Here is a 14962-nt window from a genome sequence, read left to right as displayed (position 1 = left end):
CGGGGTAGGTGTCGTACACGCATTGTGTGAACACCCTTTAACCTGTGGGAGCGGGCTTGCCCGCGAAGGCGATCTGAGGCTTAGTTCAGCCCCAACTTCCCGCGCAATGTCGACAAGTCTTCGGCCAGGGTATTGACCGGCCCGACCAGCGCCTTGCGATCGTTTTCCTTCACCTTGTCGTAGGTTTCAAAACCACCGTCCTTCGTCCGGTACTTGGCCAGGGTCTTGTTCACCGTGGCGAAGTTCTTGTCGACCTTGGCGATGAAGGCGGCATCCTGTTTCTCGATCTGCGGACGGAACAGGTCAACGATTTTCTTTGCACCGTCGATGTTGCCCTGGAAGTCATACAGGTCGGTGTGGCTGTAGCGGTCTTCCTCGCCGGAGATCTTGGTCGCCGCCACTTCCTCCATCAGCGCCGCTGCGCCACCCACCACTTTCTCGGGCGGGAAGGTCAGGCCGGCGACGCGAGTTTTCAGGTCCTTGACGTCTTTGTTCAAGCCATCGGCCAACTCGCCCAGGCCTTGGGTGCTCTTTTCGGAAAACAGTGAGTACTCGATGCGGTGGAAACCGGTGAAATCTTCGGCTTTCACGCCTTTTTCGTGGTCGTCGACACGGGAGTCGATGGACGCGTCCAGATCACTGAACAGTTCGGCAATCGGCTCGATCGATTCGTAGTAAACCCGGGTGGGTGCGTAGAGTTTCTGCGCGGTGGCCAGGTCACCTTTTTTCACCGCGTCGGTGAATTGCTGGGTGTGGCTGGCCAGTTCGTCCAGTTGCTCGCTGACGTAGATCTTGTAGTCCGAGATCGGCCCCACCAACTCCAGCGGCGCCGTCGCCGCGAAAGCCGAAAAAGGGGTATTGAGCAAACCAAGGGTCAGCAGTAGTGCGAGTGGCGACTTTCTCATGAGCGGGCTCCGTTGGGGCTGTGTGTTCAGGCGGTTTTTGTCGGTTGTGTGGCGTGCAGCAGCGAGCGGCCGATGAAGTCCTGGTCGCCCGTGACACCCGGCAGGGTGAAGAAATACCCGCCGCCGACCGGCTTGAGGTATTCCTCCAGCGGCTCGCCGTTGAGTCGGGTCTGTACGGTGATGAAGCCTTTTTCCAGGTCGGCCTGGTAACAGATGAACAACAGGCCCATGTCCAATTGGCCGTTCTTGTTCACGCCGTTGGAGTAGTTGAAGGGCCGGCGCAGGATCAGGTTGGCCTGGCTGGCTGGGGTACGCGGGTTGGCCAGGCGGATGTGGGCGTCGAGCTTGGTCAGTTTGCCTTCGGGGTCACTGGCGTAGTTCGGCACCTCGGTTTCAAGGGCGCCTCCCATGGGGGCGCCACTGCTTTTGACGCGTCCAAGTATGCTTTCCTGTTCCTGCAACGGCGTGCGATCCCAGCGCTCGACGAAATTGCGGATGATGCGCACCGCCTGATAGCTGCCATGGGCGGCCCAGGCCGGCTCATCGCTGCCCGGTTGCAGCCAGACGACGCGGTCCATGGTGGTGCTGTCGTTGGAGTCCGGGTTGGCCGAGCCATCGCGAAAACCCAGGAAGTTGCGCGCACTCTGGGCCGGCACGCCCGGTTTCGCCGGGGCTTGGGGCGGCACACTGCCTTCCTGCTTCCAACGCACCAGCAGCAGGTCCGGCAGGTTTTTCACGATGTCGCGCAGGGCATGGATGTTGGTATCGGCGGTATTGGCGCAGAACTGCAGGCTGAGGTCGCCGTGGCAGCAATCGGCCTCCAGCGCGTCGTTGGGAAAACCGACCATGCGGCTAAGGCGCCTGGGCTTGGCGGCGGCGAGGCCAAAGCGCTCGTCGAACAGCGAGTCACCAACAGATACGGTGATGGTCAAGTTGTCCGGCGTGACCACCGGGCCAAGAATCCCGGAATCCACTGGCGGCAGTTTCGGATCCACCTGGGGCACCGGACCGCCCTTCATCAGGAAGGCAATGCGTTCGTTGAGGGTACGGAACAGTCGCTCCAGGTCTTCGCGGTCGCTGGCCAGTACATCGAATGAGACGAGCATGCCGGAGGTCGGACGCGGGGTGACGATGCCGCTCTGGTGCAGGCCGTGAAAATCGTGGCGATCTTCGGTGCGGTCGCTGCTCGGCGCCTCGGTGACTTGTGCGGGGCTGGCGGCCATGGCCGGGCAGCTCAAGGCCGAACCGGCCAGCGCCACACCAGCGGCGCCCATGCCCATCAATACTCGGCGACGTTGAAGGTTCAATTCGTTCATCTGCTAACTCTTCTGCTACAGGCCGGAAAGGCCGAGGGCGGGATCAATGGCGTCGAGTGCATGGGCCAGTGCCTTGGCCTTGTCGGCGATCTGTTTGCGCTGGTCGGCGCTGATGCTGTCGTAGCGGGCGTAGCCGTCGTTGACCTTGAAACGGTCCAGTTCGGCATCAAGATCAGCCACCGCGCTATCGAGTGTCGGCAGCAGATCGGCGGCGGATTTGCCCAGCAACGGGCGCAACAGGTCGACAGCCTTGCGCACCGCGTCGAGGTTGCCGGCGAATCCGTCGAGGTCGGTGTGGCTGTAGCGCTCTTCTTCGCCGCTGCTGGCGCGTACGTCACCCAGGTTGTTGAGGTTGCGAACCAGAATGCTGACCAGTTGTTCGGGGGGCAGCGATTGGGCCAGCAGTTGTTGCTTGAGCGTGGTGACATCGGCCAGCAACTGCTGGGCAATCGGCTTCAGGCCGTCGAGGTTGCGTTGTTGGAACAGCGCGTACTCCACGCGGTGGAACCCGCTGAAGCCGAGGTCCTGCTCGCGTTTTTCAAAGTAGTCGGCGCGGGCGTTGATGCGGTTATCCAGCTCGGCCAGGCGTTGCGCGGCCGGGGCCAAACGTTGATAGGCTACGCGGGCCGGGACGTAAAGGGCTTGCGCCTGGGCCAGGTCGCCGGCCTGGATGGCCTGCTCGAGCGCGGTGACCGATTTGATCAACGCCGTGCCCTGGCTGCTCAGGTACACCCGGAACTCCGACAGCGGCCCAACGAACGCCACCATCGACGGCTTGGCCTTGGCGGCGGCGTCGGACGCGGCGGTCGGTGTCACGTGCAGGGTGCCGCGCGGGTTGCTGAGCAGGCCGCAGGTGATCGCGTAATCGCCGGGCAGCAGGTTGGCGTTGATCACCTGGCTCAAACCGGGGGCAATGTTCTCCCGTTCCTCGACCACCAGCACACCGTCGAGTATTTCCCATTCAACGGCCCGGTCCGAGCGGTTGACGATTCGGAAACTGGCGCGACCTGCCGGCACCGTCAGTGCATTCGGTTCACAGCTGTGCGGATGGATAGTCACCAGCACTTCGTCATGATTGGCCTGGCGTTTGGCCGCGGCCATCTTCGAGGCGTAGTAGAACAAGCCACCGGCGGCGATCATCACGATCACCGAACCGGCCACCGCCCAGCGCAGCGCGCGGGGAGGGGAGGCTTGGGGTGGGGATTGATTTGGCATGAGGGCCCTTATCGATTAAACAAATATGGGTGCGACAGACAGGCCCCTGTGGGAGCGGGCTTGCCCGCGATGGACTTTCAGACGCCGCCGTGAATCAGGTATCCCGCGTCATCGTTAACGACCATCGCGACGGTTCGACGCCTCGACGTGCTCGCTCCTACAGTTGGGATTGGCGGAGGCCGGGAGAAAAAACCCCACCAACGCCACCACCAGATAAATCAGATACGCACCCAACGTGCTCACCGTCGGCGCTTCCTGGTAACCGAACATGCCGGCCAGCACCGACCCCAGCGGGCTGTCCATCGGCAGGGCGGCGCTGAAGTCGAAAAGTACGGTTTGCAGGTGGTTCCAGACACCGGCTTCATGCAGGGCCTGTACCGAGTTGGCGAGAATGCCGGCGGCCACCACCAGGATGAACAGGCCGGTCCAGCGAAAGAATGCGCCGAGGTTCAGGCGCATGCTGCCGCTGTAGATCAAAAAGCCGACGACGATCGCCAGGATCAGGCCAAGCAGGGCACCGATCGGCGCGCCCGGGCCTTCGCTCTGTTGAAACACGGCGAGCAGGAAAAACACCGTTTCCAGCCCTTCACGGGCGACGGCGAAGAACACCATGGCGATCAAAGCGGTGACCTGGTGTCTGGAACCGGCGAGTGCGTGATCGAGCGACTCATGCAGCGAATGCTTGATCGAACGCGCCACCTTGCGCATCCAGAAGACCATGGAGCTGAGGATGCCGACCGCCACCAGGCCGACCACGCCTTCGAACAGCTCCTGTTGTTTTTGCGGGAACTCGGCGCTGACCAGTTCCAGGCCGCCACCCACCAACAAGGCCAGCGCGGCGGCGAGGAACACGCCGATCCACACGGCGGGCATCCACTGTCCGCGCCCGGTTTGCTGGAGGTAACTGGCAATGATGCCAACGATCAGCGCGGCTTCAATGCCCTCGCGCAACATGATCAGGAAGGGAACAAGCATTCAGCACCGTGTCAGCAATTGATAGGGTGCTAAGTTGTAACATAATGACACTCATTCCCAAATGGCAATCATTGACATTTACCTGAACCTAAGCTGAACGCATAAGAAAAAGGACGATGCCCTCTCTACTTATGTGGGAGGCAGGGTGAATCAGCTAATATGCCGGCCATCCAGGCTATCCAGGTAACGGTTGTTTAATGTCGGCAAAAGACACCATTTCCATGCAACTCGTGCGTGAAGCGCTTTCGCAAAGTTGCGAACCGGGGGCAGCTACACGGGAGGTGTTGACCAAGGTCGGCATCGATCCAACCTTGCTGGAGGCACCCGAAGCCCGCGTTCCGGCCACGGCTTACGCGCGCCTGTGGCGCCTGCTGGCGCGGCGGCGCGATGATGAGTTTTTCGGCATGGACCCGCGCAAGCTCAAGTCCGGGAGCCTGGCGTTTCTGTGTCGCAGTTCGATGATTCAGCCCAGCTTGGCGGCCGGCCTGACCTCGGCCCTGGAATTTTTGTCGTTGATGCTCGAACACTTGCCAGCGCAACTGGTACGCCAGCAAAGCCTGGCGGAAATCGTCCTGCTCGAAGATGAGCAGGACCCGCGCCGTGCTTTTACCTATTTCACCTACTGGATGATCGTGCACGGCGTGGCCTGCTGGCTGGCCGGGCGGCGGATTCCCATCCTGGCGATCGAGCTGCGTTGTTGCGAGCCGGACTTTTGCGACGATTACCGGGTGATGTTCTCGGAAAACCTGCGTTTCGAGCGCCCACGCACGCGGATGATTATCTCCGCCGACTGCCTGGACCTGCCGATCAAGCGCACGCCCGACGAACTCAAACGATTCCTGGCCGAGGCGCCGGCGAACATCCTGGTCAAGTACCGCGACCCGCAAAGCCTGGCCAGCCGGATCAAGCAGGACCTGCGGCATTTGCCCGCCCAGCAATGGCCGGAAACCGAGCCGCTGGCACAGCAATTGTGCATGTCGGCTTCGACCTTGCGTCGGCGACTGGCGGAGGAGGGCCAGACCTATCAAGGCCTCAAGGACAGCGTACGCAAGGAGTTGGCGATTGGCTGGCTGGCGGAACCGAGCATCAGTTTCGCCGAGATCGCCACCCGACTGGGGTTTGCCGATGCGAGTTCGTTTTACAAGGCGTTTCGCAAGTGGTCGGGGTCCAATCCGGGGCATTACCGGAGTTTGATCCTCAACGAGGTGGATTGAGTCGCCCTTTCGCAAGCCCGCTCCCACAGATGATCGTGGCCTCTGTAGGAGCTGGCTTGCCGGCGATGAGGCCCGAAAAACACCCCACCTCCAAACCCTTGGCCAAACCAGTCAAGCAACTTGATAGGTTTGACCATTGCCCGCCACCGCACACGGAGCGAGTATTTCCCTGGTTTTTACGGTTCCCCCAACCTAATAAAAATACAGAGGGATTCTGCCGATGCGCGATTACTTGTCTGCCACCTCACAGTTCAATTATCAGCACACCGTTGACGCCGCACTGGCGGGTGACCTGACGGCCCTCAATGCCTGCGTCGAGTGTTGCGACCGGCATGCGTTGCCCGGGCGTATCGCGTTGTTCTGGGAAGGGCGCGAGGGTGCCAGCGCGACGTACACCTTCAGCGAATTGCAGGAGCAAGCCGCGCGCTTCGCCAATTTCCTGTTGGCCCAGGGCGTAGGCAAGGGCGACAAGGTCGCCGGCCTGCTGCCGCGCAATATCGAGCTGTTGATCACCGTCTTCGCCACCTGGCGCATCGGCGCGGTGTATCAACCGCTGTTCACCGCATTCGGGCCCAAGGCCATCGAGCACCGTTTGGGCTGCTCCGGCGCCAAGGTGGTGGTCACGGATGCCGTCAACCGTCCGAAACTGGCGGAAGTCGCCGATTGCCCCACCATCGTCAGCGTCGGCGGTCCGAAGGGCGAGGGCATTGTGCGCGGTGATTTCAGTTTCTGGGCAGAGCTTGCCAATTATCCCGCCGAATGCGAGCCGGTCATGCTGACGGGCGAAGACCCGTTCCTGTTGATGTTCACCTCGGGCACCACTGGCCCGTCGAAAGCACTGTCGGTGCCGCTCAAGGCCATTGTCGCGTTCCAGAGCTACACCCGTGACGCCGTCGACCTGCGTCCGGAAGACGCTTTCTGGAACGTTGCCGACCCGGGCTGGGCCTATGGCATTTACTTCGGCGTGACCGGCCCTATGGGCTTGGGTCATCCGATCACCTTCTACGATGGGCCGTTCACGCTGGAAAGCACCTGCCGAGTGATCAACAAATATGGGATCACCAACCTCACCGGGTCGCCGACGGCTTACCGCCTGCTGATCGCCGGGGGCAATGAGTTCGCCAAATCGATCAAGGGCAAGCTGCGCGTCGTCAGCAGCGCCGGCGAGCCGCTGAACCCGGAGGTGATCCGCTGGTTCGCCGACAACCTTGGCGTGGTCATCCACGATCATTACGGCCAGACCGAACTGGGCATGGTCCTGTGCAACCACCACGGCCTCGAACACCCAATCCATCTGGGGGCCGCCGGCTTTGCCTCGCCGGGCCACCGTATCGTGGTGCTGGACGATAACTACCAGGAACTGGGCGTCGGCCAGCCCGGCATCCTTGCCATCGACCGCACCCAGTCGCCGATGTGCTGGTTCGCCGGCTATGAAGGCGTCCCAACCAAGGCCTTCGTCGGCAACTACTACTTGAGCGGCGATACCGTGGAGTGGAACCCGGACGGCAGCATCAGCTTTGTCGGGCGCAGCGACGACGTGATTACCACCTCCGGCTACCGGGTGGGTCCGTTCGACGTGGAAAGCGCGTTGATCGAGCACCCGGCGGTGGTGGAAGCGGCCGTGGTGGGCAAGCCCGACCCGGAGCGCACCGAACTGGTCAAGGCCTTTGTGGTGCTCAGCGCCCAGTATCGTGCCGCGCCCGAGCTGGCAGAAGAGCTGCGCCAACACGTGCGCAAGCGCCTGGCCGCGCACTCGTATCCCCGTGAAATCGAATTTGTCAGCGAGTTGCCGAAAACCCCAAGCGGCAAATTGCAGCGCTTTATCTTGCGCAACCAGGAAATCGCCAAGGCTCAAGAGGCCGCGGCGAAGAACGTTTCAGCTTGAACCCAAGGAAACCATGATGCGGATTCAAAACAAGGTTTTTCTCGTCACCGGCGGCGCTTCCGGCCTCGGTGCGGCCACGGCGCAGATGCTGGTCGCCGCCGGCGCCAAAGTGATGCTGGTGGACATGAACGCCGAAGCCGTCGCGGCCCAGGCCGAGCGCCTGGGCGCACAAAGCGTGGTGGCCGACATCAGTAACGAGGCGGCTGCCGAAGCGGCGGTGCAAGCCACGGTCCAGGCCTTCGGCGGGCTCAACGGCCTGATCAACTGCGCCGGCATCGTGCGTGGCGAGAAGATCCTCGGCAAGAACGGCCCGCATGCGCTGGGCAGTTTCAGCCAGGTGATCAACGTCAACCTGATCGGCAGTTTCAACATGCTGCGCCTGGCGTCCCAGGCGATTGCCGAAACCGAGCCGGATGCAGATGGCGAACGTGGCGTGATCATCAACACCGCTTCGGCGGCGGCTTACGACGGCCAGATCGGCCAGGCGGCCTACGCCGCGTCCAAAGGGGCGATCGTCAGCCTGACCCTGCCCGCCGCCCGTGAACTGGCGCGCTTTGGCATTCGCGTCATGACCATTGCGCCGGGCATTTTCGAAACTCCGATGATGGCTGGCATGACTCCCGAAGTGCGCGATTCACTGGCCGCGGGCGTACCCTTCCCGCCGCGCTTGGGCAAACCGGACGAGTATGCTGCGCTGGTCAGGCATATCATTGAAAACAGCATGCTCAATGGCGAGGTGATCCGTCTCGACGGTGCCTTGCGCATGGCTGCCAAGTAAGAGGATGAGTCATGAACAATGATCCGATTGTCATCGTCAGCGCCGTGCGCACCCCAATGGGTGGCTTCCAGGGCGAACTCAAGAGCCTCACCGCGCCACAACTGGGCGCCGCCGCGATTCGCGCGGCGGTTGAGCGAGCCGGTGTCGCACCCGATACCGTCGATGAAGTGTTGATGGGTTGCGTCCTGCCGGCGGGCCTCGGCCAGGCGCCGGCTCGTCAGGCTGCGCTGGGCGCCGGGCTGGATAAATCGACCCGTTGCACCACCCTGAACAAAATGTGCGGCTCCGGCATGGAGGCGGCGATCCTGGCCCACGACATGCTACTGGCCGGGAGCGCCGAAGTGGTCATTGCCGGTGGCATGGAAAGCATGTCCAATGCGCCATACCTGCTGGACCGCGCCCGTGCGGGTTACCGCATGGGCCATGGCCGTGTGCTCGACTCGATGTTCCTCGACGGCCTGGAAGATGCCTACGACAAGGGCCGCCTGATGGGCACCTTCGCTGAGGATTGCGCCGAAACCAACGGATTCACCCGCCAGGCCCAGGACGAGTTCGCCATTGCTTCCACTACGCGTGCGCAGCAGGCAATCAAAAATGGCAGTTTCAAGGACGAAATCGTTCCGCTGGTCGTGACCGTCGGCAAGGAACAGGTGCAGATCAGCAACGACGAACAGCCGCCCAAAGCCAGGCTGGACAAGATCGCCTCCCTGAAACCGGCGTTCCGCGAAGGCGGCACCGTGACAGCGGCCAACTCGAGTTCAATCTCCGACGGTGCGGCGGCGCTGGTACTCATGCGCCGTTCCGAAGCCGCCAAAAGAGGCCTCAAACCGCTGGCGGTGATACACGGCCATGCCGCCTTTGCCGACACCCCGGGCCTGTTCCCGGTGGCACCGATTGGCGCGATCAAGAAACTGATGAAGAAAACCGGCTGGTCGCTCAATGACGTGGACCTGATTGAAGTCAACGAAGCGTTCGCCGTGGTTGGCATGGCGGCGATGACCCATCTGGAAATCCCCCACGAAAAACTCAACGTCCACGGCGGCGCCTGCGCCCTGGGCCACCCGATTGGCGCCTCCGGCGCACGAATCCTCGTGACGCTGCTCTCGGCACTGCGCCAGAAGGGCCTGAAACGCGGCGTGGCGGCGATCTGCATCGGCGGCGGCGAAGCGACGGCGATGGCGGTGGAATGCCTCTCCTGAGGTAACCCCACCCTCCTGTAGGAGCGAGCATGCTCGCGATGGTCGTCAACGATGACGCGGGCAGTCTGAATGCCAGCGGTGCCTGAGCCACCATCGCGAGCATGCTCGCTCCTACAAGGAGGTTTGCCTTCAGCATAATTTTTTAAGGACCCGTCATGATCCCCAACGACGAACAACACCAAATCAGCGACGCCGCCCGGCAGTTTGCCCAGGAGCGTCTCAAGCCCTTCGCCGCCGAGTGGGACCGCGAGCATCGGTTCCCCAGGGAAGCTATCGGCGAGATGGCCGAACTGGGTTTTTTCGGCATGCTGGTGCCGGAACAGTGGGGCGGTTGCGACACCGGTTACCTGGCCTATGCCATGGCGCTGGAGGAAATCGCAGCCGGCGATGGCGCCTGCTCGACCATCATGAGCGTGCACAACTCGGTAGGTTGCGTGCCGATCCTCAACTACGGCAACGATGATCAGAAAGAACGCTTCCTCAAGCCCCTGGCCAGCGGCGCGATGCTCGGCGCCTTTGCCTTGACCGAACCACAAGCCGGCTCCGATGCCAGCGGCCTGAAAACCCGCGCGCGCCTGGAAGGCGATCACTATGTGCTCAACGGCAGCAAGCAATTCATCACCTCCGGGCAGAACGCCGGGGTGGTGATCGTGTTTGCGGTGACCGACCCAAGCGCGGGCAAACGCGGGATTACCGCGTTGATCGTGCCCACCGACTCACCGGGCTACAGCGTTGCAAGGGTCGAGGAGAAACTCGGCCAGCACGCCTCGGACACCTGCCAGATCCTCTTCGAGGACGTCAAGGTGCCGGTGGCCAACCGCTTGGGCGAGGAGGGTGAGGGCTACAAAATTGCCCTGGCCAACCTTGAAGGCGGCCGCGTCGGCATCGCCTCGCAGTCGGTGGGCATGGCGCGCGCAGCGTTCGAAGCAGCCCGTGATTACGCCCGAGAACGCGAGAGCTTCGGCAAGCCGATCATCGAGCATCAGGCCGTAGCCTTCCGCCTGGCGGACATGGCCACCCAGATCGCCGTCGCGCGGCAGATGGTGCATTACGCGGCGGCGCTGCGTGACAGCGGCAAGCCGGCGTTGGTGGAAGCCTCGATGGCCAAGCTGTTCGCGTCCGAAATGGCCGAGAAAGTCTGCTCCGCCGCGTTGCAAACCCTCGGTGGATACGGTTACCTGAACGACTTCCCGCTGGAGCGCATCTACCGCGACGTGCGGGTCTGTCAAATCTATGAAGGCACCAGCGACATTCAACGCATGGTCATTTCGCGCAATCTTTAAGAAGGAGTTCATTTGTGAGTTACGAAACGATTTTGCTGGAAACCCACGGCCGCGTCGGCCTGATCACGCTGAACCGTCCGCAGGCGCTCAACGCGCTGAATGCTCAGATCGTCAGCGAACTGAACCACGCCCTCGACGGCCTGGAGAAAGACGCGAACATCGGCTGTATCGTGCTGACCGGCTCGAAGAAAGCCTTCGCCGCCGGTGCCGACATCAAGGAAATGGCCGAGCTGACCTACCCGCAGATCTACCTTGACGACCTGTTCAGTGACAGTGATCGGGTGGCCAACCGTCGCAAGCCCATCATTGCTGCCGTCAACGGTTTTGCCCTGGGTGGCGGATGTGAACTGGCGCTGATGTGCGATTTCATCCTGGCCGGCGACAACGCCAAGTTCGGCCAGCCGGAAATCAACCTCGGCGTGCTGCCGGGCATGGGCGGCACCCAGCGCCTGACCCGTGCCGTGGGCAAGGCCAAGGCCATGGAAATGTGCCTGAGCGGCCGCTTGATTGATGCCGTGGAAGCGGAACGCTGCGGGATCGTTGCGCGTATCGTGCCTAGCGACGAACTGCTGGAGGAAGCACTGAAGGTCGCGTCGCTGATCGCCAGCAAGTCGCTGCCGATTGCGATGATGGTCAAGGAAAGCGTCAACCGTGCCTTTGAAGTGAGCCTGTCCGAAGGCGTGCGCTTCGAGCGTCGGGTGTTTCATGCGGCGTTTGCCACCCAGGATCAGAAGGAAGGGATGGCGGCGTTTATTGGCAAGCGCGAGGCGCAGTTCGTCGGGAAGTGATGTAGCGCTCTTTCGGACGCTTTCGCGGGCAAGCCCGCTCCCACAGGGATCTCATCAACATTGAGCACCCTTGTAGGAGCGGGCTTGCCCGCGATGCTTTTGGGGGCTCAGATCAGGTAATTTTTGAGCTCGCGGGCAATTACCATTCGCTGAATCTCGCTCGACCCCTCATAGATCTGGGTAATGCGCGCATCCCGGTAGTACTTCTCGACCGGGTAATCCTCAAGATACCCATACCCGCCATGAATCTGGATGGCCGACGAGCAGACCTTCTCGGCCATCTCGGAGGCGAACAGCTTGGCTTGCGATGCCTCTGACAGGCACGGTTTGCCGGCACTGCGCAGGCGGGCGGCGTGGAGGATCAGCAGGCGTGCAGCGTTGATCTGCACCTGCATGTCCGCGAGCATATTGGCGATGCTCTGGTGCTCGATGATCGGCTTGGCGAACTGCACGCGGTCACGGGAATAGGCCAGTGCCGCTTCGAACGCCGCACGGGCGATGCCCAGGGCTTGCGCGGCGATGCCGATGCGACCGCCCTCGAGGTTGGACAGGGCAATCGCCAGCCCCTTGCCGCGTTCGCCGAGCAGGTTGGCCTCGGCAATGGTGCAATCGTTCAGGGTTACGGCACAGGTGTCGGAAGCGCGAATGCCCATCTTGTGTTCGGTACGGTCAACGATGAAACCCGGGGTATCGGTTGGCACCAGGAACGCCGAGATACCGCGTTTGCCCAGGTCTGGATCGGTCACCGCGAACACGATAGCCAGCTTGGCGCGTTTGCCGTTGCTGACAAACTGCTTGGCACCGTTGATCACCCACTGGCCGTCACGTAGTTCGGCGCGGGTGCGCAGGTTATGCGCTTCGGAACCGGCCTGGGGCTCGGTCAGGCAAAAGCAGCCGATGGTCTGCCCGCTGGCCAGATCCGCCAGCCAGGTCCGTTTCTGTTCCTCGGTGCCGTAGTTGAGCACCGGGCCGCAGCCCACCGAATTGTGGATGCTCATGAATGCGCCGGTGGCGCCATCGCCAGCGGAAATCTCTTCCACCGCAAGGGCGTAGGCGACGTAGTCGACGTAGGTGCCGCCCCATTCTTCGGGCACCACCATACCCAGCAAGCCCAGCTCGCCCATTTTTGCCACCAGCGCGTCGTCGATCCAGCCTGCCTTTTCCCAGGCCTGGGCGTGGGGGGCGATCTCGCCACGGGCAAAGTCCCGGGCCATGTCGCGGATCATGACTTGCTCTTCACTCAATTCTATATCGTGCATGGCTCAATTCCCGATCTGGTCGAAGCCGCTGAAGAAACTGGCCACGTGCTCGGCGTCCAGCGCCTGCAGAGTGGGCGGGTTCCAGCGTGGGTTCTTGTCTTTGTCGATCAGCAAGGCGCGCACGCCTTCGATCAGGTCGCCACGCTCGAACCACTGGCGGTCCAGGTGCAACTCAAGAGCGAAGCAGTCTTCCAGGCTCAGTTGGCGACCTCGTCGCAGCATTTCCAGGGTCACACCCATGGCCAACGGTGAGCGGGTCTCCAGCAGGTCCGCTGTGGTCAATGCCCATTCATGGCTGTCGGCAACAGTGACTTCGCGCAATTGCTCCACAATACTCGGCACGTCGGGCAGGGCGAAGAAGTGGTCGATGGCCGGACGCAACTTGCTCAAGGGGGCGTCGGGCAATTGCTGTACCGCCAGTCGCGCCAGCAGACCTTGCAGGTCCTTGAGTGGCGAGTCCTGCCACTCAAGGTGATCGAGAAGCTCGTCGAGGGTGCCCAGTTTTTCGCTGTCCAGGTACCAATCAGCCAGCCCGCAATACAGCGCATCGGCCGCACGCACCTGAACGCCGCTGACGCCCAGGTAAATGCCCAGCTCACCTGGAATGCGCGGCAGGAAATAGCTGCCGCCGACGTCCGGAAAATAGCCAATCCCGACTTCGGGCATCGCCAGTCGGCTCTTTTCGGTCACGACACGCAAGTCGGCGCCTTGCACCAGGCCCATGCCGCCGCCCAGAACAAAACCGTCCATCAAGGCCAGGACCGGTTTGCGATAGTGGTGGATAGTCAGGTCGAGGGCGTACTCCTCGACGAAGAAGTCCTCGTGCAGGGTGTCGCCGCTTTTGAAACTGTCATGCAGCGATCGAATGTCGCCGCCGGCGCAGAAGGCTTTCTCGCCAGCCCCGCGCAGGGCCACGGCATGGATCTGAGGGTCTTTGGCCCAGGCATCGAGCTGGCGCTGCAGCAGGCGGACCATGTTCAGCGTGATGGCGTTAAGGCCGGCGGGACGGTTGAGGGTCAGGTGACCAATATGGTTGCGAACCTCGGCCAGCACTTCAATTGGCGTGGCATCCATGGACGAAGTCCTCGGAGAAGAAACCTGAGCAGTCATCACTAACTCCCTGCTTTTATTGTTTTTTATTCAGTAGCTCGCGTGCGAGCGATCATGGATCGTACCAGTGCAAATTTATGATGTACAACGGGGATAAATGCAGGTGGATCCTGCATTTTTGCATGAGCCAATGACACCAAGCCCTTGTAGGAGCGAGCTTGCTCGCGATGGTGGCAATGACACCGGGGGGCATCAGGGTGCCAGCGTTATCGTTGACGACCATCGCGAGCATGCTCGCTCCTACAGAGGCGGGGAACTGTTAAACCGTAGTACGGCTCAACACCTCACCAATACTGCGACGTTTGGCGTGTAACTCACTGGTCTGAATCAATTTTTCCAAGTCTTCCGGCGTCACGTCGATGAACGCTTCCATCTGCGCCAAGGCATGTTTCAGATCCTCTGCGGTGATCGACTGGCTGTCCACCGGCATGTCGGCGGGCACTCGTGCTGCGGGTTCACTGGCGTTCTTGGGGTAACGGATGCTAGTCAGGTTGTTGTACGCAACGGCGCTGACCAGCATCGTCCCTGCACACAGCATCAACGGCGCCATGGCTTTCCAATCCATGGCGATGGTCGCCGGGTCGGCCAGGACCATCAATAAGGCCACTGCGCCGGCGGGTGGGTGCAGACAGCGCAGCCAGCACATCAGGATCAGCGCCATGCCGGCGGCCAGGCATGCGCTGCTCAGCGTCCGTCCGAGCACATGAGCTGCCAACAGTGCCACGACACCGGCGGTCAGATAACCGCCGATGATCGACCAGGGTTGGGCCAACGCTCCGGAGGACACCGCAAACAACAACACCGCCGACGCCCCCAGTGGCCCGATCAGGTGTTGCGCGACCTCCATGCCAAAGAACTGGCCACATAGCCAGACGCTGAACAGCGTGCCAAGCGCCATGCCGATGGCAGCGCGGCTCCATTCCGAGGGGCGGGTGTTGATGGCAGCGGGGAACCAGCGAGCGAACATTGGGCAAACGATCCCTAGCAAAAATCGAGGCAAAAAAAAGGCTTAGCTGGGATATCCAGAAAGCCCTT

At 61.9% G+C, this 14962-nt stretch carries 13 protein-coding genes; 6 read left to right on the top strand and 7 right to left on the bottom strand.

The features are described 5' to 3' along the window. Nucleotides 1-80: 80 nt before the first annotated feature. The 4 genes from efeO (AB4N64_RS10965) to efeU form a co-directional block, all read right to left on the bottom strand. Nucleotides 81-905 (bottom strand): iron uptake system protein EfeO, encoded by an 825-nt coding sequence (gene efeO, locus AB4N64_RS10965; RefSeq protein ID WP_460125300.1) that lies wholly within the window; start codon nt 903-905, stop codon nt 81-83. Between the two features lie 26 nt (nt 906-931). After that, entirely contained in the window at nt 932-2221 is a 1290-nt protein-coding gene (efeB, locus tag AB4N64_RS10960; RefSeq protein WP_460125297.1) for an iron uptake transporter deferrochelatase/peroxidase subunit, read from the bottom strand. Between the two features lie 15 nt (nt 2222-2236). Continuing rightward, the gene (gene efeO, locus AB4N64_RS10955) at nt 2237-3436 is read right to left on the bottom strand and encodes an iron uptake system protein EfeO (RefSeq protein ID WP_460125294.1); all 1200 of its coding nucleotides are present in this window, start codon (nt 3434-3436) and stop codon (nt 2237-2239) included. A gap of 114 nt (nt 3437-3550) precedes the next feature. Beyond that, on the bottom strand, nt 3551-4411 hold the full coding sequence (gene efeU, locus AB4N64_RS10950; protein ID WP_460125291.1) for an iron uptake transporter permease EfeU: 861 nt from the start codon (nt 4409-4411) through the stop codon (nt 3551-3553). 197 nt (nt 4412-4608) lie between these two features. Here efeU and AB4N64_RS10945 point away from each other — a divergent pair, with 197 nt between their 5' ends. From AB4N64_RS10945 to AB4N64_RS10920, 6 genes are all read left to right on the top strand, one after another. After that, nucleotides 4609-5625 carry an AraC family transcriptional regulator gene (locus AB4N64_RS10945; protein ID WP_460125289.1) on the top strand — a complete coding sequence of 339 codons (1017 nt, stop codon included), beginning with the start codon at nt 4609-4611 and terminating at the stop codon, nt 5623-5625. A 220-nt stretch (nt 5626-5845) separates the two neighbouring features. Continuing rightward, complete coding sequence (locus AB4N64_RS10940) at nt 5846-7510, top strand: AMP-binding protein (RefSeq protein WP_460125287.1); 1665 nt, start codon at nt 5846-5848, stop codon at nt 7508-7510. Between the two features lie 16 nt (nt 7511-7526). After that, nucleotides 7527-8288 (top strand): SDR family NAD(P)-dependent oxidoreductase, encoded by a 762-nt coding sequence (locus AB4N64_RS10935; protein ID WP_460125284.1) that lies wholly within the window; start codon nt 7527-7529, stop codon nt 8286-8288. An 11-nt stretch (nt 8289-8299) separates the two neighbouring features. After that, nucleotides 8300-9487: an acetyl-CoA C-acyltransferase gene (locus AB4N64_RS10930; protein ID WP_460125281.1), complete on the top strand. Its 1188-nt coding sequence runs from the start codon at nt 8300-8302 to the stop codon at nt 9485-9487. A 155-nt stretch (nt 9488-9642) separates the two neighbouring features. Next, nucleotides 9643-10770 carry an acyl-CoA dehydrogenase gene (locus AB4N64_RS10925; protein WP_460125278.1) on the top strand — a complete coding sequence of 376 codons (1128 nt, stop codon included), beginning with the start codon at nt 9643-9645 and terminating at the stop codon, nt 10768-10770. A 14-nt stretch (nt 10771-10784) separates the two neighbouring features. Further along, on the top strand, nt 10785-11558 hold the full coding sequence (locus AB4N64_RS10920; protein ID WP_460125276.1) for an enoyl-CoA hydratase: 774 nt from the start codon (nt 10785-10787) through the stop codon (nt 11556-11558). Between the two features lie 107 nt (nt 11559-11665). On the opposite strand, the gene AB4N64_RS10915 is transcribed toward AB4N64_RS10920, so the two are convergent. From AB4N64_RS10915 to AB4N64_RS10905, 3 genes are all read right to left on the bottom strand, one after another. After that, nucleotides 11666-12817 (bottom strand): acyl-CoA dehydrogenase family protein, encoded by a 1152-nt coding sequence (locus AB4N64_RS10915; protein ID WP_460125274.1) that lies wholly within the window; start codon nt 12815-12817, stop codon nt 11666-11668. A gap of 3 nt (nt 12818-12820) precedes the next feature. Beyond that, nucleotides 12821-13927 carry an enoyl-CoA hydratase/isomerase family protein gene (locus tag AB4N64_RS10910; RefSeq protein WP_460125271.1) on the bottom strand — a complete coding sequence of 369 codons (1107 nt, stop codon included), beginning with the start codon at nt 13925-13927 and terminating at the stop codon, nt 12821-12823. A gap of 259 nt (nt 13928-14186) precedes the next feature. After that, nucleotides 14187-14894: an HPP family protein gene (locus AB4N64_RS10905; protein ID WP_460125268.1), complete on the bottom strand. Its 708-nt coding sequence runs from the start codon at nt 14892-14894 to the stop codon at nt 14187-14189. Nucleotides 14895-14962: the final 68 nt, after the last annotated feature.

The organism is Pseudomonas sp. S2_C03 (genome assembly GCF_054668405.1).
The sequence above is the reverse complement of the archived record's forward strand: the minus strand, read 5'-3'. Positions and strand labels throughout refer to the sequence as shown.

Excerpts from the sequence above, each read along its gene's own strand:
- efeO (WP_460125300.1), bottom strand. The coding sequence starts at position 905 with ATGAGAAAGTCGCCACTCGCACTACTGCTGACCCTTGGTTTGCTCAAT.
- efeB (WP_460125297.1), bottom strand. The coding sequence starts at position 2,221 with ATGAACGAATTGAACCTTCAACGTCGCCGAGTATTGATGGGCATGGGC.
- efeO (WP_460125294.1), bottom strand. The coding sequence starts at position 3,436 with ATGCCAAATCAATCCCCACCCCAAGCCTCCCCTCCCCGCGCGCTGCGC.
- efeU (WP_460125291.1), bottom strand. The coding sequence starts at position 4,411 with ATGCTTGTTCCCTTCCTGATCATGTTGCGCGAGGGCATTGAAGCCGCG.
- AB4N64_RS10945 (WP_460125289.1), top strand. The coding sequence starts at position 4,609 with ATGTCGGCAAAAGACACCATTTCCATGCAACTCGTGCGTGAAGCGCTT.
- AB4N64_RS10940 (WP_460125287.1), top strand. The coding sequence starts at position 5,846 with ATGCGCGATTACTTGTCTGCCACCTCACAGTTCAATTATCAGCACACC.
- AB4N64_RS10935 (WP_460125284.1), top strand. The coding sequence starts at position 7,527 with ATGCGGATTCAAAACAAGGTTTTTCTCGTCACCGGCGGCGCTTCCGGC.
- AB4N64_RS10930 (WP_460125281.1), top strand. The coding sequence starts at position 8,300 with ATGAACAATGATCCGATTGTCATCGTCAGCGCCGTGCGCACCCCAATG.
- AB4N64_RS10925 (WP_460125278.1), top strand. The coding sequence starts at position 9,643 with ATGATCCCCAACGACGAACAACACCAAATCAGCGACGCCGCCCGGCAG.
- AB4N64_RS10915 (WP_460125274.1), bottom strand. The coding sequence starts at position 12,817 with ATGCACGATATAGAATTGAGTGAAGAGCAAGTCATGATCCGCGACATG.
- AB4N64_RS10910 (WP_460125271.1), bottom strand. The coding sequence starts at position 13,927 with ATGACTGCTCAGGTTTCTTCTCCGAGGACTTCGTCCATGGATGCCACG.
- AB4N64_RS10905 (WP_460125268.1), bottom strand. The coding sequence starts at position 14,894 with ATGTTCGCTCGCTGGTTCCCCGCTGCCATCAACACCCGCCCCTCGGAA.